Genomic DNA, 21,594 nt, shown 5'->3' on the forward strand with positions numbered 1-21,594 from the left:
AATAGTCGGGGCATTATGGTAACACAGGCGTAATGGCGGACGAGGGAGCGAGGGGCGGGAAAAAGGGCGCGATAGCCGCGCCCGATCAAGGATAGCGATGATTTTATTCGTCGTGGTCTTCCCACGCCCGTGCGCGTGCTACCGCTTTCTGCCAGCCGCGATAGCGGAAGTTGCGTTCCACGGTTTCGATGCTGGGGCGGAATTCACGCTCAATGGTGGCTTTGCTCTTCACTTCGTCCAGATCATTCCAGAAGCCGGTGGCCAGGCCGGCCAGGAATGCGGCGCCCAACGCGGTGGACTCGCGTACTTGCGGACGCTCTACGCGCGTACCCAGAATGTCGGACTGGAACTGCATCAGGAAGTTGTTGGCGACGGCGCCGCCGTCCACGCGCAGCGACTGCAGGCGGGTATCGGCGTCGGCCTGCATCGCGTCCAGCACGTCGCGGGTTTGGTAGGCGATGGATTCCAGCGTGGCGCGGATGATGTGATTGGCGTTAGCGCCGCGGGTCAGGCCGAAAATCGCACCGCGGGCGTATGGGTCCCAGTAAGGCGCGCCCAGACCGGTAAACGCCGGCACCACGTAGACGCCATTGGTATCTTTCACTTTGGTGGCGAAGTATTCGGAGTCCATCGCATCGCCAATCAGTTTCAGTTCGTCGCGCAGCCATTGGATCGACGCGCCGCCGATGAATACCGCCCCTTCCAGCGCGTAGTTCACTTCGCCACGCGGGCCGCAGGCGATGGTAGTCAACAGGCCGTGTTTAGAACGTACCGCTTCGGTGCCGGTGTTCATCAGCAGGAAGCAGCCGGTGCCGTAGGTGTTTTTAGCCATGCCGGGCTGTACGCACAGCTGGCCGTACAAGGCGGCTTGCTGGTCGCCGGCGATACCGGCGATAGGAATGCGAGTACCGCCTTTTCCGCCGATGTTGGTCTGGCCGTAAATCTCGGAAGACGGGCGTACCTGCGGCAGCATGGCGCGCGGAATGTCCAGCACGTCGAGCATACGTTCGTCCCAGTCCAGTTTATGGATGTTGAACAGCATGGTACGCGAAGCGTTGGTGTAATCGGTGACGTGGACGCGCCCTTGCGTCATCTTCCAGATAAGCCAGGTATCGATAGTGCCGAACAGCAGTTCGCCGCGGCGAGCGCGTTCACGCGATCCTTCTACGTGATCGAGTATCCATTTCACTTTGGTGCCGGAAAAATACGGGTCGACCACCAGACCGGTATTCGCGCGGATGTACTCTTCCAGCCCGTCTTTTTTCAGTTTTTCGCAGATATCGGCGGAACGGCGGCATTGCCACACAATGGCGTTATAAATCGGTTTGCCGGTCTCTTTTTCCCATACCACGGCGGTTTCACGCTGGTTGGTAATACCGATGCCGGCGACTTCGTCGCTGCTGATGCCGGCTTTCGCCAGCACTTCTACCAGCGTGGAGCTTTGGGTGGCCCAGATTTCCATCGGGTCGTGCTCTACCCAGCCCGCTTTGGGGTAAATTTGGGTGAACTCCCGCTGAGATACGCTGACGATGTTGGCGTCATGATCCAGCACAACAGCCCGTGAACTGGTAGTGCCCTGGTCGAGCGCGACGATGTATTTTTTTTCCTGGTTCATAAACGTAATCCTGTTAGCGGAGTAGGGTTAGACCTTACGGGTTTGGGCTGAGGTTGTGGTATCGGTATCTGCATCAATGGCGCAGACATCGCAAGGCAAATTGCGGCCAATCAGGCTGCGATAACCAAATGCGCCCAGACAGGCACCGACGATCGGGCCGAAAATCGGTATCAGTATATAAGGGATGTCACGCCCGCCGGTCAGTGCGATCTTGCCCCAGCCGGCGAGGTAAGCAAACAGCTTCGGACCGGCATCACGCGCCGGATTCATGGCAAACCCGGTCAACGGCCCCATGGACGCGCCAATAACCGCGATCAGAATCCCTATCAACAGCGGTGCCAGCGGCCCGCGCGGAATGCCGTTACCGTCGTCGGTCAGCGCCAGAATCAGACACATCAGGATAGCGGTGATAACGGTTTCCACCAGAAACGCCTGCATCACCGAAATGTGCGGGTTAGGATAAGTGGAGAAGACGCCGGCCAGGTCGAGGCTTTCCACGCTGCCGCGCACCATATTGTGCGTCTGTTCGATATTGTCGAACAGGTTGTGGTAGAGGCCGTAAACCAGTGCCGCCGAGCAGAATGTGCCGGCGACCTGTGAAACGATATAAGGCAGCACTTTGCGGCCATCGAAACAGGCAAACAGCCACAGGGCAATGGTCACCGCCGGATTGAGATGGGCGCCGGAAATCGCGGCGGTCAGGTAGATCGCCATCGCGACGCCCAACCCCCAGATAATGCTTATTTCCCACAGCCCCAGACTGGCGCCGGCCAGTTTCAGAGCCGCGACACAGCCAACGCCAAAGAAAATCAACAGGCCGGTACCGAGAAACTCGGCGACGCACTGGCCTTTAAGGGTAGAAAGTTCAGATTGACTCATAATGCTTGTTCCTGCTTGTAGGCTACAGCATGGTGGTTAACGCAGACTTGTCGAATGGTCTGCGCGTTTTCTGGTCTGTCTCGCGACTCTTAGCGGGTTCACGGCCAGACTCTTTTTGTATTTCGGATGTGAATTTATCGTTAATGTTCGAAAACGAGAAATATCGAAATCAAAATGTGTGTGACGCGTCAAGAAAATGCGCGCATTCGCGTAATTAGACACAAAAGCGTCATATCGCCGCCGGTCAGGTGTTAATCAGGGTGTTAAATTTATTAACATTAGTGTTGTTTAACAATAATTCGGGCGATTTTCAGTCTGTACTGATGGCGTATGGGTAAAAAAGCGGGCAGAGTCACTGTTTTAGCGGCAGTGCGCTGGACACGCCTGATCCGGCTACATACAATTTGGCTGGCGTTTGCGTCCGGTGTTGCCATCGCGGGACGCAAGCCGAGGGCGTGAAACGCCACGAGAGATCTGTTTGTGAAACCGTGCTGGTGAAACATCTGTTCTCGAGATACCGTTGTTCGCGAGATACCGTTCGTGACACACCTGTTCGTGATACATCTGCGTTAACCGGCTGAGGCCGTGCGATCAAAAGGGGTTAGAAGTTATGTCATTTGAAGTGTTTGAGAAGCTGGAAGCGAAAGTTCAGCAGGCGATTGACACGATCACGCTGTTGCAGATGGAAATCGAAGAACTGAAAGAGAAGAACAATTCGTTGTCGCAGGAAGTAGAGAGTATGGCGGGCAACCGTGATGCACTAATGAGCGAGAACGAACAGCTCAAGCAGGAGCAACTGGTATGGCAGGAACGCCTGCGCGCACTGCTGGGTAAAATGGAAGACGTTCAGTAATCGCCGAAGTCAGACAGACGGATGCGCACAGGGCGTCTGTTGACGCCCTTGGGTATGCTGCTGGTTATTCCAGATCCAGCGGATCTTCGGACAGGATAATACCGGTGTTGTCGGCATAGAGATGATCGCCGGAGAAGAAGGTTACGCCGCCGAAATTCACCCGAATATCGGTTTCGCCGATGCCTTCGCTGGCGGCGCCCGCCGGTGTCGCCGCCATCGCCTGAATGCCGATATCCAGTTCCGACAAGTCGTCTACCTGGCGCACCGCGCCGTAGACCACGATGCCTTCCCATTCATTCTGTGTCGCCAGACGCGCCAGTTCGGCATCAACCAGCGCCCGGCGCACGGAACCGCCGCCATCCACCAACAATACGCGTCCGCTGCCGTTTTCTTCCAGCACGTCGAACAGCAGGCCGTTATCCTCAAAGCATTTTACCGTGATGATTTTGCCGCCGAATGAACTACGCCCGCCAAAATTGGAGAAAAGAGGTTCAACCACATTGACCTCTTCATGATAGATATCACACAGTTCGGAAGTATCGTATTTCATAGGAGTAACGTCTATTGCCGCGGAAAGTGTGAGACTGAGTATATCCCTTTCTGTTTGTTGTTGGCAAAATCATCAGCCGCGGCTTTGACCCGCATCAGTAATCGGTCGTGATTTTGCCAATCCATACAAACGCTTTGCCTGTCTAAGGCTAGCTTAGCAGCACACCCACGGCGAACAGCAGGTTGGTCAGCAGCGCGCCTTTCACGGTTTTTTCCAGCATCGGACGCATACTGAACGCGGTGGTTTCACGCATGACGTAGCGGCCTTGTTTCACCAGCAGCGGCAGCGCCAGAATAAACAGCCAGCCGGCCAGAGTATGCAGGTAGAGCATCGCGAAGAGCGCCAGGCACACCGGCGCCGTCATCAGTAGCACCATGTGGTAGCGGCGGGCCTTGTGCGCGCCGAGTCTCACCGCCAGCGTATTTTTGCCGTTTTCCCGATCGCTATCGATATCACGCAGGTTGTTGATATTCAGGACGGCGACGGCCAGCAGGCCGCAAGCCGTCGCGGGTAGGATCACACTGCTGTCGAAATAGCCGGTTTGCAGGTAGTACGAGCCTGCCACGCTGAGCCAGCCGAAGAAGATCAGCACCGAGATATCGCCCAATCCGATATAACCGTACGGCCTGTTGCCGACGGTGTAGGTAATCGCCGCCAGAATCGCCAGCAGACCGAGCGCCAGAAACACCACGATATCTACCGGCTTTTCGCAGGCCAGCGCCACCAATGCGCTGCCGGAAACCGCCGTCAGCAGCACGGTGATCAGCAGTGCCCTGCGCAGTTCCGACAGCGTGATGGCACCGGTCTGGATGCCGCGCAACGGGCCGATACGGTCTTCCTTGTCGCTGCCTTTCACAGCATCGCCGTAGTCGTTGGCCAGATTAGAGAGAATTTGCAACAGGCCGGCGGTAATCAGCGTTAATAGCGCGACGCCCGGCTTAAAGTTGCTGTGCCAGCAGGCGATGACGTTGCCGGTAACAATGGAGGCAAAAGCCAGCGGCAGCGTTTTGGGACGCAGGCTGTCCAGCCAGGCTTGGGTTTTGCTGCTATGTGTCAATTGGGTCATGGTGTTAATAGAATCATGGTATCAATGGGCCATGGAATCAGCCAGGTTGTGACGCGTTCAGTTCAGGAAATAATGCCTTGGTGACGGTAATAAAAATGCCAGTGGGAGGCGTTGGCCTCCCACTGGTTTAGTCATCAGTGCGATCCGTGAGCGGATTATAAGATAAATCGGCTCAGATCTTCATCTGCTACTAACTCATCAAGGTGACTGCGTACGTAATCTGCATCAATCGTCACGGTTTGGCCGCTCATTTCGCTGGCGCCATAGGACACCTCTTCGATCAATCGCTCCAGTACCGTATGCAGGCGACGGGCGCCGATATTCTCGGTACGCTCGTTGACCTGCCAGGCGGCTTCCGCAATACGGCGAATACCGTCGGGCTGGAAGGTGATGTTAACGCCTTCGGTTTCCATCAGCGCCTGATACTGACGGGTCAGCGAGGCGCTGGGTTCGGTCAGAATACGTTCGAAATCTTCAGTGGTCAGCGCTTGTAACTCGACACGAATCGGCAGACGGCCCTGCAATTCCGGGATCAGGTCCGACGGGCTGGCAACCTGGAACGCGCCGGAAGCGATAAACAGGATATGGTCGGTTTTCACCATGCCGTGTTTCGTGGACACCGTGCAACCTTCCACCAGCGGCAGCAGGTCGCGCTGGACGCCTTCACGCGACACGTCCGGGCCGGAGGTATCGCCTCGTTTGCAAATCTTGTCGATTTCATCGATGAACACGATGCCATGCTGTTCCACCGCTTCAATCGCTTGCTGCTTGAGCTCTTCCGGATTGACCAGCTTGGCGGCTTCTTCTTCCACCAGCAGCTTAAAGGCTTCGCGAATCTTGATTTTGCGGCTCTTTTGTTTCTGACCCGCCAGATTCTGGAACATCGATTGCAACTGATTGGTCATCTCTTCCATGCCGGGCGGGGCCATGATTTCAACGCCAACCGGCGCGGCGGCCAGATCGATTTCGATTTCTTTGTCATCTAACTGACCTTCACGCAGTTTCTTGCGAAACGCCTGACGGGCGGCAGACGGTTCGTGACTCTCTTCCGGCTGGCCCCAGTTGTTTTTGGCCGGGGGAATCAGTACGTCCAGAATCCGCTCTTCAGCCAGCTCTTCGGCGCGATAACGGTTTTTCTCTATCGACTGCTGACGCACCATTTTAATAGCGACATCGGCCAGATCACGGATGATGGAGTCCACCTCCTTGCCGACGTATCCCACTTCGGTAAATTTGGTCGCTTCCACCTTGATGAACGGGGCGTTGGCCAGCTTGGCAAGGCGACGGGCGATTTCGGTTTTCCCCACCCCGGTCGGGCCGATCATCAGGATGTTTTTCGGGGTGACTTCATGGCGCAGGTTCTCTTCCAATTGCATACGGCGCCAGCGGTTACGCAAGGCAATCGCCACGGCGCGTTTCGCTTTATGCTGTCCGATGATATAGCTATCAAGCTCGCTGACTATTTCGCGCGGGGTCATTTCAGACATAGTGGGATCCTTACGCCTTGGAGGCTAATTCTTCAATCGTGTGGAACTGGTTGGTGTAGATACAGATATCACCCGCAATGCCCAGTGATTTCTCGACAATTTCCCGGGCGCTTAATTCCGTGTTTTCCAGCAAGGCGCGTGCCGCTGCCTGTGCATAGGGGCCGCCGGAACCGATAGCGATCAGGTCGTTTTCCGGCTGAATCACATCGCCGTTGCCGGTAATGATCAGCGAGGCATTTTCGTCGGCAACGGCCAGCAGTGCTTCCAACCGGCGCAGCATACGGTCGGTACGCCAGTCTTTGGCAAGCTCCACCGCCGCTTTCACCAAATGGCCCTGATGCAATTCCAGCTTGCGCTCAAACAGCTCGAACAGAGTAAAGGCATCGGCGGTGCCGCCGGCGAACCCGGCGATAACCCGGTCGTTGTACAAACGACGTACTTTGCGTACGTTGCCTTTCATTACCGTGTTGCCCAGGGTGGCCTGCCCGTCTCCGCCAATCACCACCTGACCATTACGGCGTACGCTTACAATTGTTGTCACGAGTTTATCCCCGTTACTGAGAAAAAGGCCCCCGCGCGGACGCGGGGCATATTGACGATGAAGATGGGGGAGGGGGGCGGGGTTTTCAACCCCCGCTGGCTAACGGGATGCAGTTGGATTGACCCATGCCTTTGAGTTTTTGTGCCATTTTGTCGGCCACGGCGCGGCTATTGTACGGGCCAAGCATGATCCGGTGCCAACCGCCGCCGCTGGCAATACGAGTTTCGACACCGGCGAATGCCAACTGGGCTCGTATAGATTCGGCAGGTTCCGCCGTTTTGAACGAGCCGCATTGCACCATCCAGCGCTGCTCCTTCTCCGGTTTGCTCTCTGGTTTAGTGTTATCCGTTTTGGCCGTTTCTTTGGCTACCGGCGCAGGCTCGGTTTTGGCAACCTCTTTGCGCGATTCCGCCTGCGCCGGCTTCTGAGCCGTTTGCGTCGGCGTGTTGACGGCCGGCGCGGCATGGTGTTGATTCGCTGGCGGCGCTGCAGTGGTCGTGCGAGGCGTCGCGGGCAGCGTCATCGTATTGGTATTGGGAACGGTCGGCACAACGGTTTGCTGTCTGGATGTATTCAGCGAGCGCGCCGGCATCTGGCTCTGATCGTTGTAAGGCACTTCCGCCAATGTGGTTGGCTGGCGCTTCATGTCCGACTGCATCTGCTCGAGTAGTTGCCGTTGCTCGTCGGTAAGCTGGCCTGCCGACTGAATTTCGCCTCCTGCCGAAGGTTCGGTCGGTGAAACAACGCCAATCTGGCGATTTTCCAGTTCTTTGATATAGCGCCAGCGTTCTTCCGGCTTGGGCGGCAGCCCATTCCCTTTGGTGCCCTGATGCGGCAGAACCGGTGATTCGTCTGGCTTATTGTGGGCGATAAAATAGAGCCCACCGGCAAACGTGACCAGCACGGCAACGGCCAGCGCCACCATTGTTTTGGAGGCGCCCGAGGTCCCTCCTCGTTTACGGCTGGATGTTTTTTTCCGGCGCGTCCCAGAACGTCCCCGGCTGACATAGTCTCGTTGTGCCACAATCGTTTCGTTGCGAAGAAAATAAGTAACAGGTCGCCATGTTACTGAACCCTAAAATGTTTGACCAGCACCTGAATTCTTAAAGCCTGTAACACGCAGGGGTGGCGCGGCGGTACTATCGCGAACGACCAACTGGCTGGACATCAGTTGCGACCCTCGCGGCACCTTGTGCTGCTGCAGTTGAGCCAGCAGTAACAGCATGGCTTCGCGGCCAATATCATAGCGTGGCTGCGCGACGGTGGTTAGTGCCGGAAAGCAGTGGCCGGCTTGCTCGATATCATCGAATCCGACCAGCGACAGGTCACGCGGCACCTCCAGACCCATTCTGCGCGCCTGGGTTAATGCGCCCAGCGCCATGACGTCGCTATGACAGAATATTGCCGTGGGCGGCGTAGGGTGCGACATCAGCCGGTTTAAGCCGCGCGAACCGGTTTCGTAACTGAAATCCCCGTGCACGATGTACTGGTTGTCGACGACCAGCCCGCAACGCCGTAGCGCCTGAATATAACCTTGCAGCCGGTATTCGCTGAGCGGAATCTGTTCCGGCCCGGCGATACAGGCGATGCGCTGGTGCCCCAGTTGGTGGAGATAACTGACGGCCTCAAACGCGGCGGTTAGATTATCAATGTGTACGGTGGGCATATCCAGTTCGGGGGCGAATTCATTCGCCATCACCATCGGAGGAAGGTGGCGACGCTCGTCCTTGCCGGCATCAAACGGCAGTTGTGACCCTAATAGCAGGATGCCGTCGATCTGCCGGGTGGTGATCAGGTCCAGAAAGGTTTTTTCTGTTTTGCGCTGGTGAGCGCAATCGCCGATCAACACCAGATAACCACGTTCCGCGGCGGTTTCCTCAATGCCGCGCAGCATTTCGCTGAAAAAGGGATCACAGATATCGGGAACCAGCGCCAGAATCGTTCTTGATTCATGCCGCCGCAGATTGCGGGCGAGATTTTGTGCAGAGTATCCCACCGTCAGCGCTGCCTGCTCCACTTTCTTGCGGGTGGCGGCCGAGACCTTCTCCGGGGTGGTTAGGGCCCGCGACACCGTTGCAGTGGATACGCCGGCCTGATCGGCAACGTCTTTCATGGTTGCGGGTGAGATGATTTTTTTCTGCTCCAACGCATTTCCTCCTTGCGTCAGCGTTTACTGGCGCTGTAGTCAGGGGGGCCGTTGTTATTATCGGTCGGCCGCCGTTTTACAGAATGTCTGTTCCGCTGTATGGGCAAGTGCGGTTATGTCAGGTATTGGGTGGTGTGCCAACTGCCTGATCAGCATACTGCTTCCGGCATCACTCTTAACAGATTGCGTCCAGGATTTATCGAATAATTTACTTCTGTGCCGCCTGAATTATCGGTTTTTCGGCATTGTTCGCAAAAAACGCCGCCACTGCTGGCATCGGGTATTTCGGCGGCGCAGAATCGGCTCAACTGTCGGTCGGGTCAACGTCCATCACCCATTTCACCTTGCGCGTTTGCGGCAGCGTATCGATCAGCAGCATCGAGTTGCGAATGAGCCGTTGCAGCGTGGCGCGCGATGGGTGTTGCAACAGCAGTTGCCAGCGAAAACGTCCGGCACGTTTCGGCTGCAATGCGGGGACCGGTCCCATCAGCCACAACGCGTCGTCACGCAGCGGGCTGGCTTCCAGCAGATTGCGCAACTGCTGCAGGAACAGGCTGGCCTGCTGATTATCATGATCGTCCGCCCGGAACAACACATGGCTGGTAAACGGCGGCAGGAAGACGCTCTGGCGCTCTTTTAACGTCTGGCCGGCGAAGGCGTCGTAGCCTTGATGTAGCAATGTTTGCAGCAGCGGATGCTCCGGGTGATGCGTTTGCAGTACGACTTCACCCGCTTTGCCTGCGCGCCCGGCGCGCCCGGATACCTGAGTATAGAGCTGGGCGAAGCGTTCGGTAGCGCGAAAGTCGGCGGAGAACAACGCGCTGTCGACATCCAGCAGCGCGACCAGCGTGACGTCGGGGAAATGGTGCCCTTTCGCCAGCATCTGGGTGCCGATCAGGATGCGGGCGCCACCCTGGCGAACCTGCGCCAGTTGCTGTTCCAGCGCACCTTTGCGGCTGGTGGTATCGCGGTCGATTCGGGTGATGGGGGCGTCGGGAAACAGCGCCGGTAATACCTGTTCCAATTGTTCGGTCCCCAGACCTACCGGCACCAGATGGGTGGAGCCGCACTGCGGGCACTGCTGCGGTATCGGGCGTTGGCTGTCGCAATGGTGGCAGCGCATCATCCGCTGATGTTGGTGCAAGGTGTAGTAGCTGTCGCAACGCTGGCACTCGGCGATCCAGCCGCATTCATGGCACAGCACCACCGGCGCGAAACCGCGACGATTCAGGAACAGAATGACCTGATTGTCTTCGGCCAGATGATGGCGGATGCGGTTTATCAACGGCTGCGACAAGCCGCTGGTCAGCGGTAGCCCTTTCAAATCCAACAAGTGTTGCTGCGCCAGTCTGGCATTGCCGGCGCGTTTGCTCAGACGTAGCTGGCGGTATTTGCCAATCTGTACGTTATAGAGCGTTTCCAATGCGGGCGTGGCGGACCCCATCACGATAGGAATATTTTCCTGTCGGGCGCGGAACACCGCCAGATCGCGAGCATGGTAACGCCAGCCTTCCTGTTGCTTGTAAGAGCCGTCGTGCTCTTCGTCGATGACGATCAGCCCCAGCCGGGCAAAGGGGGTAAACAGTGCGGAACGCGTGCCGATCACGATGGCGGATTCACCTTGCCGCGCTCGCAGCCATACCGACAGCCGTTCGCCGTCGTTCAGACCGGAGTGCAGCGCTTCTACCGGGGCGTTGAACCGATCGCGAAAACGGGCGATGGTTTGCGGCGTCAGGCCGATTTCCGGTACTAACACCAAGGCTTGTTTGCCTTGTGCCAGGATATTTTCCAGCACGCTGAGGTAAACCTCGGTTTTGCCGGAACCGGTGATGCCCGCCAGCAGCCAGGCGGCAAAATGGTCATCTTCACTGCGTATGGCGCCGACCGCGGTGGCCTGTTCGGTATTGAGACGCAGGCGTTCGCCCGCGAGGCTGAAAGTATTACGCCAGTCCTGCACGTGCCTGGGCTGCGCGCGCAGCTCGCTCAGTCCTTTTTCGCGTAGCGCCTGCAACGCGGCTTCGGTCAGTTCGGCTTCCGCCACCTGATGACGATAAATTGGCCCCTGTAACAGCGAGGCCAGCGCCTGCTGTTGCTTCGGCGCGCGTTTCAGCGCATTCAGCGGTGTGGCGCGCCCTTGCTCGGTGGCAAACCATTGCCAGAGCGGCGCACTGTGCGCCGGTTTTCCCTGTCGGAGTAAAATCGGCAGGGCGTGAAACAACACTTCACCAAGCGGATAATGATAATACTCCGCCGCCCACAGCAGAATGCGCCACAGGCTGTCAGGAAATAGCGGAGCGTCGTCGAGTACGTCATGCAGCGGTTTGAGTTGTGCCAGCGGCAGTTCGCTGCCGGCGCTCAGCGACGTCACGATGCCGATCATCTTGCGGTTGCCGAAGGGAACGCTTACCCGCACGCCGGCTACCGGTGGCGTCACGCCCGGCGCCAACCGGTAATCAAATGTTCGCGTCAGCGGTACCGGCAAGGCAACCTGAACAACGGGCATGGTCTCTGCGTTCAAATAGGTCATGAAGGTTTTCGGTCGTGCATGAGGGTTTGTCTGCCGTCACGGTACTGTGCGCGAGTACATTGTGCAATCTTGCCGGTGTTGTGTTGACGCGTCGCCGCGATCCCGGCACGGATCCAATTGCATCAGGTGGTTAATTTCTGTATGATCCGCCGCCTTTGTACCTTGTGGTATGAAGAACATTTCACTCAACTTCGTGTGGTGTCTGGCGGAACAGGGCCGGATAGCGACACGGCCTTAAACAGAGGTTTCCCATGAAAGAAGGTATTCACCCGAATTACGTTGAAATTACCGCTACTTGCTCTTGCGGTAACGTCATCAAAACCCGTTCTACCGTTGCTCACGACCTGAACCTGGACGTGTGCGGCGCTTGCCACCCGTTCTTCACCGGCAAGCAGCGTGTGGTTGACACCGGTGGTCGTGTTGAGCGTTTCAACAAACGCTTCAGCGTCCCGGGCACCAAAAAATAACTGGCCTCTGCGCCGGGACGGAAAATCGGCTAACCGGTTTTCTCGTCAAAACAAAGGCACCTGCGGGTGCCTTTGTTGTTTCTGTCGTCCTTTCCCATTAACCGGGCGGTCTGCTCAGTATTCCCATGTATCCGGGTCAATCCCCATTTCACGCATAATCGCTTTGGCGGCCTCAGGAATTTCATCGCCGCGTTCTTTACGCAGGTCATCGTCATTGGGTAAGGGTTGGCCGGTAAAAGCGTGCAGAAACGCTTCGCACAGCAACTCGCTATTGGTTGCGTGACGCAGGTTGTTGACCTGACGACGGGTACGCTCGTCTGTCAGTATCTTCAATACCTTCAAAGGGATAGATACGGTGATCTTCTTAACCTGCTCGCTCTTCTTGCCGTGTTCAGCGTATGGGCTTACATATTCGCCATTCCACTCAGCCATGGGATACCTTAAATATTGATCGTGATAAAAACAGTCACTGCCACAAAACACCATAATTCTAACGATTATTATAGGGATGCTCAATCTATACGCAAAGAAGTTTAGAAGTCCAGATGTATTGACGTCTATATTGTCCGGGTTTACTCTTTAACTTCTCTACTTCAGTCTTCCAGTCAGGAAAAGCACCGATGACGCGTAAACAGGCTACTATCGCAGTCCGCAGTGGGTTAAACAATGACGAGCAGTTCGGTTGCGTTGTTCCCCCGATCCATCTCTCCAGTACCTACAATTTCACCGGTTTTAATGAACCCAGAGCGCATGACTATTCCCGGCGCGGCAACCCGACGCGTGATGTCGTCCAGCGGGCGCTGGCAGAGCTGGAAGGTGGAGCGGGCGCGGTGATGACCAGCAGCGGTATGTCGGCGATTTTGCTGGTTTGTACGGTATTCCTGCGCCCTGGCGATTTATTGGTGGCCCCGCATGATTGCTATGGCGGCAGTTATCGTCTGTTTGACAGCCTGAGCAAACGCGGCGCTTTTCGGGTGAAATTCGTCGATCAGGGCAATGAGGCCGACCTGAAGGCGGCGTTGGCGGAAAAACCGAAACTGGTGCTGGTGGAAAGCCCCAGCAACCCATTGCTGCGCGTCGTGGATATCGCCGCTATCTGTCAGGCCGCGCGTGAAGTGGGGGCGGTGAGCGTGGTGGATAACACCTTCCTGAGCCCGGCGTTGCAAAATCCGCTGACGCTGGGGGCGGACCTGGTGGTGCATTCCTGTACTAAATATCTTAACGGTCATTCCGACGTGGTGGCGGGAGCGGTGATTGCCCGTGACCCGGCGGTGGTGACGGATCTGGCCTGGTGGGCCAACAATATTGGCGTGACCGGGGCGGCTTTTGACAGCTACCTGTTGCTGCGCGGTCTGCGTACCCTGTCCCCGCGTATGGCGATGGCGCAGAAGAATGCACTGCAAATTGTGGAGTATTTACGGCATCAGCCACTGGTCAAGGCGTTGTATCATCCTTCTTTGCCCGGGAATGCCGGTCATGAGATCGCCTGTCGGCAGCAGTCTGGTTTTGGCGCGATGTTGAGTTTTGAGCTGGATGGCGATGAAGATACCCTGCGTCGCTTTCTGTCCGCGCTGGATCTGTTCACGCTGGCGGAATCGTTGGGCGGCGTGGAGAGCCTGATTTCTCACGCAGCTACCATGACTCACGCCGGCATGGCGCCGCAAGCACGCGCCGCCGCCGGTATCTCGGAGACGTTATTGCGTATTTCTGTCGGGATTGAAGACGGCGACGATTTGGTCGCTTCTCTGGACAGAGCATTTCAGGCAGCAGCCAAGAGGTAACAATGAGTGCGTTAGGGATAGCAGCGGCCGTGAAGGGACGGCAACTGCACAAATTCGGCGGTAGCAGCCTGGCTGATGTGAAATGTTATCAGCGTGTCGCCGGCATCATGGCCAATTACAGCCAGGCTGGCGATTTAATGGTGGTATCGGCGGCAGGCAGCACCACCAATCAGCTCATTAGCTGGTTGAACCTCAGCCAGTCGGATCGGATTTCCGCTCATCAGGTACAGCAATCGCTACGTCGTTATCAAAGCGAGCTGATTTCCGGTTTGCTGCCGGCTGAAACGGCAGCACCGCTTATTAATGAATTCATTCGCGATCTGGAACGTCTGGCGGCGTTGCTGGATGGCAAGATGACTGAGGCAACGTATGCCGAAGTGGTCGGGCATGGTGAAATCTGGTCAGCCCGCCTGATGGCGGCGGTCCTGAATCAGAAAAACCTGCCGGCGGCCTGGCTGGATGCTCGCACCTTCCTGCGCGCTGAGCGTGCGGCGCAACCGCAAGTCGATGAAGGCCGCTCCTGGCCGCTATTGCAGCAACTGCTGACCCAACATGCCGGGCAGCGTTTGGTCATCACCGGTTTTATCAGTAGCAACGAGGTGGGCGAAACCGTTCTGCTGGGGCGTAACGGCAGTGACTATTCCGCCACGCAGATTGGTGCGCTGGCCGGTGCCGAGCGCGTGACTATCTGGAGTGATGTGGCGGGTGTTTACAGCGCCGACCCACGTAAGGTTAAAGACGCCTGCCTGTTGCCGTTGCTGCGGTTGGATGAAGCCAGCGAGCTGGCTCGTCTGGCGGCGCCGGTACTCCATGCCCGTACCCTGCAGCCGGTTTCCGGCAGTGATATCGACCTGCAACTACGTTGCAGCTACCAGCCTGAGCAAGGGTCGACCCGTATTGAGCGCGTACTGGCCTCCGGCACCGGCGCCAAGATCGTCACCAGTCACGATGATGTTTGCCTGATTGAGATCGGTGTATCGGTGGATCACGATTTCGCCCGTATGCACAAAGACGTCGAACAACTGCTGCAAAAATCTCAAATCCGGCCGCTGGCGCTCGGCGTACATCAGGACCGCAACCTGCTGCAACTGTGTTACACCTCGGAAGTGGTGCACAGCGCCTGGCAAGTGCTGGAACAGGCGGCGCTGCCGGTATCGCTGCATCTGCGCGAAGGGCTGGCGCTGGTGGCGCTGGTGGGAGCCGGTGTTTGCCGTAACCCGTTGCATAGCCATCGTTTTTACCAGCAACTGCGTGACCAGCCGATCGAGTTTGTCTGGCAGGCGGAAGACGAGATCAGCCTGGTGGCGGTGCTGCGCGTCGGCCCGACCGAGCATTTGGTGCGTGGTCTGCATCATTCTCTGTTCCGGGCGGAAAAACGCATCGGCCTGGTGCTGTTTGGTAAAGGCAATATCGGTTCACGCTGGCTGGAACTGTTCGCCCGTGAGCAGAGCCTGATTTCGGCGCGCACCGGTTTTGAGTTCACGCTGGCGGGCGTGGTGGACAGTTCCCGCAGCCTGCTGGATTACGAAGGGCTGGATGCCGGCCGCGTGCTGGCCTTCTTTGGCGACGAAGCGCAAGAGCGTGACGACGATGAGCTGTTCCTGTGGATGCGAGCCCATCCGTATGACGATTTGGTGGTGCTGGATGTTACCGCCAGCCAGTCGGTTGCCGATCTCTATCTGGATTTCGCCAGCTATGGTTTCCATGTGATCAGCGCCAACAAACTGGCGGGCGCGTCCGGCGGCGATAATTACCGCCAGATCCGCGACGCGTTCGCCAAAACCGGGCGTCACTGGTTGTACAACGCCACCGTTGGCGCCGGGTTGCCGGTGAATTATGCGGTGCGGGACTTGCGTGAAAGCGGCGACAGCATTCTGGCTATCAGCGGCATCTTCTCCGGTACGCTGTCATGGCTGTTCTTGCAGTTTGACGGCACGGTGCCTTTTACCGAACTGGTGGACCAAGCCTGGCAGCAAGGATTGACCGAGCCGGACCCGCGCGTTGATCTTTCCGGCCAGGATGTGATGCGCAAGCTGGTTATCCTGGCGCGCGAAGCCGGTTACGAGATCGAACCTAATCAGGTACGGGTGGAGTCGCTGGTGCCTGCCGGATGCGAGAACGGCTCGGTGGATCAGTTCTTTGAAGACGGTGAGCCGCTGAATCAGCAGATGTTGCAACGGCTGGAGGCTGCCAACGAGATGGGGCTGGTGCTGCGCTATGTCGCCCGCTTCGATGTCAACGGCAAGGCGCGCGTAGGCGTAGAGGCCGTGCGGGCGGATCATCCGCTGGCGGCGTTGTTGCCGTGCGATAATGTGTTCGCCATCGAAAGCCGCTGGTATCGCGATAACCCGCTGGTGATTCGTGGGCCGGGTGCCGGCCGTGATGTGACGGCAGGGGCGATTCAGTCGGATCTCAACCGTCTGGCGCAACTGCTGTGATCATTTCTGGCGGCGCTGCCTGCTCTGCCATCATCTGAGGATTACCACTGAAGCCCGCAACAGCGGGCTTCAGTGTCTGGAGTCGGAGATAACGGTTTCGTGTTCCTGACGATTAGCGGCAACGTTTCCTTGTCGCCGCGTCTACATCTTGTTGTGGCGGAACAGGGCTAATCAGAACAACGAGACGATGACCTTGCCGCGCGCCTGTCTGGACATCAGCCGAGCCCAGGCCTCATCGAACGCCTCAAGCGGCACATTGCGGTCAATGACGACCTTCATGCCTTGTTCGGCTATCGTTTCAGTGAGTTCACCCAGTTGGTCAGCATAAGGCTTGGCGTAAAAAATAGTGGCGGTGACGCCGTGCGCTTCGGCGGTCGTTTCGTCCGGCGGCATCGCGGTGGAGACCAGTCGGCCGCCAGTGCGCAGGACTTTATAAGAACGGGTTTGTGTCTCGCCGCCGACCAGGTCGAGCACGACATCCACACCGGAGATTTCAGTGGTGAAATCTTGCGCCTTGTAATCGATCACTTTATCTGCGCCCAGACTGTGCGCCAGTGCCAGACCATCGCCAGAGGCGGTGGCGATGACGTGTGCCCCCGCTTTGTGCGCGAACTGGATGGCGAAAGTACCTACGCCTCCGGCACCGGCATGGATCAATACGGTTTCCCCGGCTTTCAGGCCAGCGGTGGAAAACAACGCGTGCCACGCCGTGATGCCGGCAGTCGGAATAGCGGCTCCCTCGGCGGCCGACAGGCTCGACGGCAATGGTGCGCAGGCGCTGGCGGGTACGGCTGCGAATTCAGCCAGCCCGCCGCTGATGCCGGCATCAGACCAGGCGATCACCCGGTCGCCGCTTTTCCATTGGCTGACGGCGGAACCGACGCGCTCGATCGTACCGGCGAAGTCGGTACCCAACGTGATCGGTAGCTCAATATCGAAAAAGTGCTGGGCAAAACCTGATACCACCAGCGTATCGAGCGGGTTGAGCGCGGCGGCCTGAACGCGTATCAGCACCTGGTCGGCGGCGATATCGGGCACGGGGGATTCTTTGATGGCAGGCATGTCGTTGAAATGGTGAATGCGTATGGCTTTCATCGTTTATGCTCCAAAGGTGAGTGATACGAAGACGCGAAGGTCTTCTGCGAAGTTGTTGTGACAGGTACGGCGATCCCCAGATATTTCGTATGTAACCGGAGCCTGACCATTTAAGCCGGGAAAAGTCCGCGGCACGGGCACCGTCTCCTGACAAGTGCGAAGCAGATTTGCAGGAAGAGACGTTCCCGTGTATGGATTATCCGTTCTGGCTGTCGTGTTCTCGTGGTGGTTGTACCGCTACGCCGTAGAGAAAGGTATGGACGGCGCTACTCACGATGTCGTCGATCTCGGTGTCCGAAAGTGGGGGATGTACCAGGCCGACAATTGCGCGTAGCTTCACGTCACTGGACGTCATGCTAATGAACTTTTCGGCCAGCACGCGGGCCGGGAGCCGAGTGCTGATTTTACTCGCCGGTTTTGCCTGGTGGGCTGCGATCCAGGTTGCCAGTTTGTCGAGGATTTTAAGATAACTGGCCGCCAGCATCGCCTGGGCGATTTCCGGGAAGCGATTGCCTTCGTTGGTCAAAATCCGGTGTACGGCCAGCGTACGAGGCGACAGCGCGGTGCGTACCAGTTCACGCCCGAAAGTGGGCAACACCTCGTCAGGCTCACGTCCTTCTATCGTGAATTGATCCAGCGGTTTCGCCATCTCTTCACACACATGGAGCATGGCCGCGTGAAATAACCCTTCTTTACCGCCGAAGTGGCTATAAATGTTGCGGCGCGAACCACCGACGCGGGCTATCAGATCATCAACGGCAACCGTGTCGAACCCATGTTCCAGAAACTGTTCAGCCGCGACAACAATCAGGTCATGAATCCGTTGCGCACCTTTGGCTGTGCGGTGTGTGGGGGCAGTCTGTGGTGCCATGTGTATTGCTCACTTTTTGCGTCATTTATGTATGGTAATGTACCATACCATTTGAGGGTGGCAAGTATGCTATTTGTGCTGGATGACGATGCCGGCGTCCGTTATGTCGATAGCCGTTTCTTACAAATTGAGCGCACCGGTGGCAAGGGATACGCTTTTTGCCGATACTGAATCTGTATTCCTTACAGTTTATGGGTATTTCTTGGTGATAAGCATGATGATGCGTGATTCACGATCATGAATTTCCTTCATCTTGCATGAACAAACATCAGCATTTATCACGCTGAAAAGCGTTGACTCTTTAAGCGGATTCGGTCATTTTCTATATAGACGTCTAAACGTATAGACGTTTGTAGAAAATAACGATGATAATGGCGAATCGAGGTAAGGATATGAGCTTTTTCCACGCGAACCATCAGGAAGCGCTTAACCAGAATCTGGCGGAATTGCAGGGCCGGATTAACGTTTCCTTTGAGTTTTTCCCACCGCGTACCAGCGAGATGGAAGAAACGCTGTGGAACTCGATTGACCGCCTCAGCAGCCTGAAACCCAAATTCGTGTCGGTGACCTATGGCGCCAATTCCGGCGAACGTGACCGCACCCACAGCATTATTAAAGGCATCAAGGAACGTACCGGTTTGGAAGCTGCGCCGCACCTGACCTGTATCGATGCGTCCCGCGATGAATTGAAAGCCATTGCCCAGGACTACTGGCAGAGCGGCATCCGCCACATCGTCGCCCTGCGCGGTGACTTGCCGCCGGGCGCGGGTAAACCGGAGATGTACGCTTCTGATCTGGTCACCTTGCTCAAGGAAGTGGGGGATTTTGATATTTCGGTCGCGGCTTATCCTGAAGTTCATCCGGAAGCGAAAAGCGCGCAAGCGGATCTGATCAATCTCAAACGTAAGATTGATGCCGGTGCCAGCCGTGCCATCACGCAGTTCTTTTTCGACGTGGAAAGCTATCTGCGTTTTCGCGACCGCTGCGTCACGACCGGTATTGATGTGGAAATCGTACCCGGTATTCTGCCGGTATCGAATTTCAAGCAGTTGCAACGTTTCGCCACCATGACCAACGTACGTGTGCCAAACTGGATGACCGCCATGTTTGAAGGGCTGGATAACGACCCGGAAACCCGCAAGATGGTCGGTGCGTCGATTGCGATGGATATGGTGAAGATCCTCAGCCGTGAGGGTGTGAAAGATTTCCATTTCTATACCCTGAACCGTTCAGAACTGAGTTATGCCATCTGCCATACCTTGGGCGTGCGCCCGGCGACGTTGGCCTGATTTCCTGACCCATTATCATGTCAAACGCCCGCCCGGATATCTCCGGGCGGGCGTTTATGTTTAAGGTGGAAGAAAAAAAGGGCGGGCCGAAGCCCGCCAAAGTTTCGTTGGCTTTATAGAAATTTATGTGGTCAGGAATGTTTCGAGTTCTTCGCTGCCGCCGATATGGCGGCCGCCTATGAATACTTGGGGAACGGTGCTACGTCCGGTCACTGCCCGCAGGCTCACCGTGGTGGCATCTTTACCCAGCATGATTTCTTCGTACTGAATACCGCGATCCTGTAGCAACTGTTTGGCTTTGGCGCAAAACGAGCAGCCGGGTTTGGTAAACAGTGAAACAGATTCCTGAACCTTATAGTGGGGAGCAAGGTACTTCAGCATGGTGTCGGCGTCGGAAACTTCAAACGGGTCGCCCGGCTTGTTGGGTTCAACAAACATTTTCTCCACCATGCCGTGACGAACCAGCATGGAGTAGCGCCAGGAGCGAGGGCCGAAGCCCAGATCCGCTTTTTCGACCAGCATATTCATGGCGCGGGTGAATTCGCCGTTGCCATCGGGAATAAACGTAATATTTTCTGCATCCTGGTCGGCTTTCCAGGCGTTCATCACAAAAGTGTCGTTTACGGATACGCATAACACCGCATCAACGCCAAATTGCTTGAATACCGCAGCCAACTCGTTATAGCGTGGCAAATGACTGGAAGAACAGGTTGGTGTAAAAGCCCCCGGCAGGGAAAAGACGACGACGGTTTTGTTGCTGAAGAGTTCCTCTGTCGTCACGTCAACCCATTGATCCCCTTGGCGGGTATGGAAAGTTACTGACGGAATTTTTTTGCCTTCTTGGCTTACAAACATTTTTCAGTCTCTATTAGTCGAAAAGTTCTGTCTGGCTGAATCCGTCAGTAATCAGGACTCGGTTGTTAGAGACATTATTCATCATCAAAGCTTGATAGGACTAATCGTTCGTTGCTATCCTATCTATCGCTAGGGACTATCATGTTTAGAGGACTCAGGGCATGAATATTCGGGATTTAGAGTATTTGGTGGCGCTGGCGGAGCACCGCCATTTTCGACGCGCAGCAGATTCCTGCCATGTCAGTCAGCCCACTCTGAGTGGTCAGATTCGTAAGCTGGAAGACGAACTGGGCGTGATGCTGCTGGAGAGAACCAGCCGCAAGGTGCTGTTCACTCAGGCGGGGCTGCTGCTGGTGGAGCAAGCCAGAACCGTATTGCGCGAAGTGAAGGTGTTGAAGGAGATGGCCAGCCAGCAGGGCGAAACCATGTCCGGCCCGCTGCATATCGGCCTGATTCCGACCGTCGGCCCTTATCTGCTACCTCAGATTATCCCGATGTTGCATCGTACTTTCCCGAAGCTGGAAATGTACCTGCACGAAGCCCAGACTCATCAGTTGTTGGCCCAGCTCGATAGCGGCAAGCTGGATTGCGCCATTCTGGCGATGGTGAAAGAGTCGGAAGCCTTTATCGAAGTGCCGTTGTTTGATGAGCCGATGAAGCTGGCGATTTATCAGGATCACCCCTGGGCGAATCGCGAGCGGGTCGCGATGTCCGATTTGTCGGGCGAAAAACTGCTGATGCTGGAAGACGGTCACTGCCTGCGCGATCAGGCGATGGGCTTCTGTTTTCAGGCCGGCGCGGATGAAGATACCCATTTTCGCGCCACCAGCCTGGAGACGCTGCGTAACATGGTCGCGGCGGGCAGCGGTATTACGTTACTGCCGTCGCTGGCGGTACCGCAGGAGCGGATACGCGATGGGGTGTGCTATCTGCCTTGCTATAAACCGGAGCCCAAACGCACCATCGCGCTGGTGTATCGTCCGGGCTCGCCGTTACGCGGCCGTTATGAACAACTGGCCGATTCGGTGCGCGAACACATGCAACTTCACATGGAAAAGCTGTCGGCGCAGTCTGCTTAATTAAACAGTCCGCTTAATCAAACAGTTTGTCCGATTAAGCGTCTGTTTTGAGGAA

The 21,594-nt window shown here is 56.6% G+C and carries 19 protein-coding genes; 6 read left to right on the plus strand and 13 right to left on the minus strand.

Annotated features, from left to right (window positions below; genetic code table 11):
- Window positions 1–103: 103 nt before the first annotated feature.
- Window positions 104–1,615 (minus strand): glycerol kinase GlpK, encoded by a 1,512-nt coding sequence (gene glpK, locus FDP13_RS09020; RefSeq protein ID WP_012767891.1) that lies wholly within the window; start codon window positions 1,613–1,615, stop codon window positions 104–106.
- A 27-nt stretch (window positions 1,616–1,642) separates the two neighbouring features.
- Complete coding sequence (locus FDP13_RS09025) at window positions 1,643–2,494, minus strand: MIP/aquaporin family protein (protein ID WP_143839254.1); 852 nt, start codon at window positions 2,492–2,494, stop codon at window positions 1,643–1,645.
- A 610-nt stretch (window positions 2,495–3,104) separates the two neighbouring features.
- On the opposite strand from FDP13_RS09025, the gene zapB reads away from it, so the two are divergent.
- Window positions 3,105–3,347 carry a cell division protein ZapB gene (zapB, locus tag FDP13_RS09030; RefSeq protein ID WP_012767893.1) on the plus strand — a complete coding sequence of 81 codons (243 nt, stop codon included), beginning with the start codon at window positions 3,105–3,107 and terminating at the stop codon, window positions 3,345–3,347.
- Between the two features lie 64 nt (window positions 3,348–3,411).
- Here zapB and rraA read toward each other — a convergent pair whose 3' ends face one another.
- The 7 genes from rraA to priA form a co-directional block, all read right to left on the minus strand.
- Complete coding sequence (gene rraA, locus FDP13_RS09035; RefSeq protein ID WP_012767894.1) at window positions 3,412–3,897, minus strand: ribonuclease E activity regulator RraA; 486 nt, start codon at window positions 3,895–3,897, stop codon at window positions 3,412–3,414.
- Window positions 3,898–4,045: 148 nt separating this feature from the next.
- Window positions 4,046–4,963 carry a 1,4-dihydroxy-2-naphthoate polyprenyltransferase gene (locus tag FDP13_RS09040; RefSeq protein ID WP_012767895.1) on the minus strand — a complete coding sequence of 306 codons (918 nt, stop codon included), beginning with the start codon at window positions 4,961–4,963 and terminating at the stop codon, window positions 4,046–4,048.
- 155 nt (window positions 4,964–5,118) lie between these two features.
- Window positions 5,119–6,450 (minus strand): HslU--HslV peptidase ATPase subunit, encoded by a 1,332-nt coding sequence (gene hslU / locus FDP13_RS09045; RefSeq protein WP_012767896.1) that lies wholly within the window; start codon window positions 6,448–6,450, stop codon window positions 5,119–5,121.
- 10 nt (window positions 6,451–6,460) lie between these two features.
- Entirely contained in the window at window positions 6,461–6,991 is a 531-nt protein-coding gene (hslV, locus tag FDP13_RS09050) for an ATP-dependent protease subunit HslV (RefSeq protein WP_012767897.1), read from the minus strand.
- 85 nt (window positions 6,992–7,076) lie between these two features.
- A complete protein-coding gene (gene ftsN / locus FDP13_RS09055; protein ID WP_143839255.1) occupies window positions 7,077–8,015 on the minus strand; it encodes a cell division protein FtsN in 939 nt (312 codons plus the stop codon).
- A gap of 51 nt (window positions 8,016–8,066) precedes the next feature.
- Entirely contained in the window at window positions 8,067–9,137 is a 1,071-nt protein-coding gene (gene cytR, locus FDP13_RS09060) for a DNA-binding transcriptional regulator CytR (RefSeq protein WP_012767899.1), read from the minus strand.
- 304 nt (window positions 9,138–9,441) lie between these two features.
- Complete coding sequence (gene priA / locus FDP13_RS09065; protein ID WP_143839267.1) at window positions 9,442–11,640, minus strand: primosomal protein N'; 2,199 nt, start codon at window positions 11,638–11,640, stop codon at window positions 9,442–9,444.
- Between the two features lie 275 nt (window positions 11,641–11,915).
- Here priA and rpmE point away from each other — a divergent pair, with 275 nt between their 5' ends.
- Window positions 11,916–12,131 carry a 50S ribosomal protein L31 gene (gene rpmE, locus FDP13_RS09070; RefSeq protein ID WP_012767901.1) on the plus strand — a complete coding sequence of 72 codons (216 nt, stop codon included), beginning with the start codon at window positions 11,916–11,918 and terminating at the stop codon, window positions 12,129–12,131.
- A 114-nt stretch (window positions 12,132–12,245) separates the two neighbouring features.
- Here rpmE and metJ read toward each other — a convergent pair whose 3' ends face one another.
- Window positions 12,246–12,563, minus strand: a complete 318-nt coding sequence (metJ, locus tag FDP13_RS09075) for a met regulon transcriptional regulator MetJ (RefSeq protein WP_012767902.1) — start codon at window positions 12,561–12,563, stop codon at window positions 12,246–12,248.
- A 188-nt stretch (window positions 12,564–12,751) separates the two neighbouring features.
- On the opposite strand from metJ, the gene metB reads away from it, so the two are divergent.
- Both metB and FDP13_RS09085 read left to right on the plus strand, forming a co-directional pair.
- Complete coding sequence (metB, locus tag FDP13_RS09080) at window positions 12,752–13,912, plus strand: cystathionine gamma-synthase (RefSeq protein WP_033577108.1); 1,161 nt, start codon at window positions 12,752–12,754, stop codon at window positions 13,910–13,912.
- A 2-nt stretch (window positions 13,913–13,914) separates the two neighbouring features.
- On the plus strand, window positions 13,915–16,350 hold the full coding sequence (locus tag FDP13_RS09085; RefSeq protein ID WP_143839256.1) for a bifunctional aspartate kinase/homoserine dehydrogenase II: 2,436 nt from the start codon (window positions 13,915–13,917) through the stop codon (window positions 16,348–16,350).
- 171 nt (window positions 16,351–16,521) lie between these two features.
- Here the strand turns inward: FDP13_RS09085 and FDP13_RS09090 are convergent, their stop codons facing one another.
- Together FDP13_RS09090 and FDP13_RS09095 are read right to left on the minus strand one after the other, a co-directional pair.
- Window positions 16,522–17,445, minus strand: coding sequence for an NADP-dependent oxidoreductase (locus FDP13_RS09090; RefSeq protein WP_143839257.1), 924 nt, complete (start codon window positions 17,443–17,445; stop codon window positions 16,522–16,524).
- A 196-nt stretch (window positions 17,446–17,641) separates the two neighbouring features.
- The gene (locus FDP13_RS09095) at window positions 17,642–18,316 is read right to left on the minus strand and encodes a TetR/AcrR family transcriptional regulator (RefSeq protein ID WP_012767906.1); all 675 of its coding nucleotides are present in this window, start codon (window positions 18,314–18,316) and stop codon (window positions 17,642–17,644) included.
- Window positions 18,317–18,708: 392 nt separating this feature from the next.
- Between FDP13_RS09095 and metF the strand changes: the two genes are divergently transcribed.
- The gene (gene metF / locus FDP13_RS09100; protein WP_012767908.1) at window positions 18,709–19,605 is read left to right on the plus strand and encodes a methylenetetrahydrofolate reductase; all 897 of its coding nucleotides are present in this window, start codon (window positions 18,709–18,711) and stop codon (window positions 19,603–19,605) included.
- A gap of 123 nt (window positions 19,606–19,728) precedes the next feature.
- Here metF and FDP13_RS09105 read toward each other — a convergent pair whose 3' ends face one another.
- The gene (locus tag FDP13_RS09105) at window positions 19,729–20,460 is read right to left on the minus strand and encodes a glutathione peroxidase (protein WP_012767909.1); all 732 of its coding nucleotides are present in this window, start codon (window positions 20,458–20,460) and stop codon (window positions 19,729–19,731) included.
- A gap of 161 nt (window positions 20,461–20,621) precedes the next feature.
- Between FDP13_RS09105 and oxyR the strand changes: the two genes are divergently transcribed.
- Window positions 20,622–21,539, plus strand: a complete 918-nt coding sequence (oxyR, locus tag FDP13_RS09110) for a DNA-binding transcriptional regulator OxyR (RefSeq protein ID WP_012767910.1) — start codon at window positions 20,622–20,624, stop codon at window positions 21,537–21,539.
- Window positions 21,540–21,594 lie beyond the last annotated feature (55 nt).

This window comes from Dickeya sp. ws52 (assembly GCF_007210685.1).
Classification (GTDB): domain Bacteria; phylum Pseudomonadota; class Gammaproteobacteria; order Enterobacterales; family Enterobacteriaceae; genus Dickeya; species Dickeya chrysanthemi.